Source organism: Xenorhabdus entomophaga, from assembly GCF_037996725.1.
GTDB lineage: Bacteria > Pseudomonadota > Gammaproteobacteria > Enterobacterales > Enterobacteriaceae > Xenorhabdus > Xenorhabdus khoisanae.
The window spans coordinates 1-452 of the sequence record NZ_JBBMXH010000345.1; the positions used below are offsets into that span (position 1 = coordinate 1).

The window sequence follows — 452 nt, forward strand, 5'->3', positions numbered from 1 at the left end:
TATATGTGGCAGCTCATCAAAAGAGTTAAGATTTTCTTGAATGCCGCTTCAGCAAATAGTTGGAAAGGAATAGGAAATATGAAATTCTCATAATTATGAAAAGTTATATAGCACCGCGAACGGTGTAGACTTCACGGAGTTCAATAACAATATCTTCGTTGGTGGCTGCTTCTATTGGTTTAAATGCTGTCATAATTAGTTAACCCCTCTGACTCGTGCTATTTCTTGTTCTGCTGCGATAATATATTCTGATATTATGACTAGCGTAGTAGTAGTATCATTATCCTCCCCAACCTCAATAAGGTTATCTAATAGTACTCTTGATCTCTCAATTGCATTTCTGGCTGGTTCTAATTCTATTTTTAAATCAGAATCTGTTTTTTTTGTTTCGATAACTGAATCAAGAATACAATCTAATTTATTAATATCCCGATACTGCATCATTGATAGTG

Annotated in this window: 1 pseudogene; it reads right to left on the reverse strand. The window is 34.1% G+C overall.

From position 1 onward, the window contains the following. Positions 1 to 195: 195 nt before the first annotated feature. Positions 196 to 452, reverse strand: a pseudogene (locus AAC854_RS23120) (hypothetical protein); the annotation flags it as partial.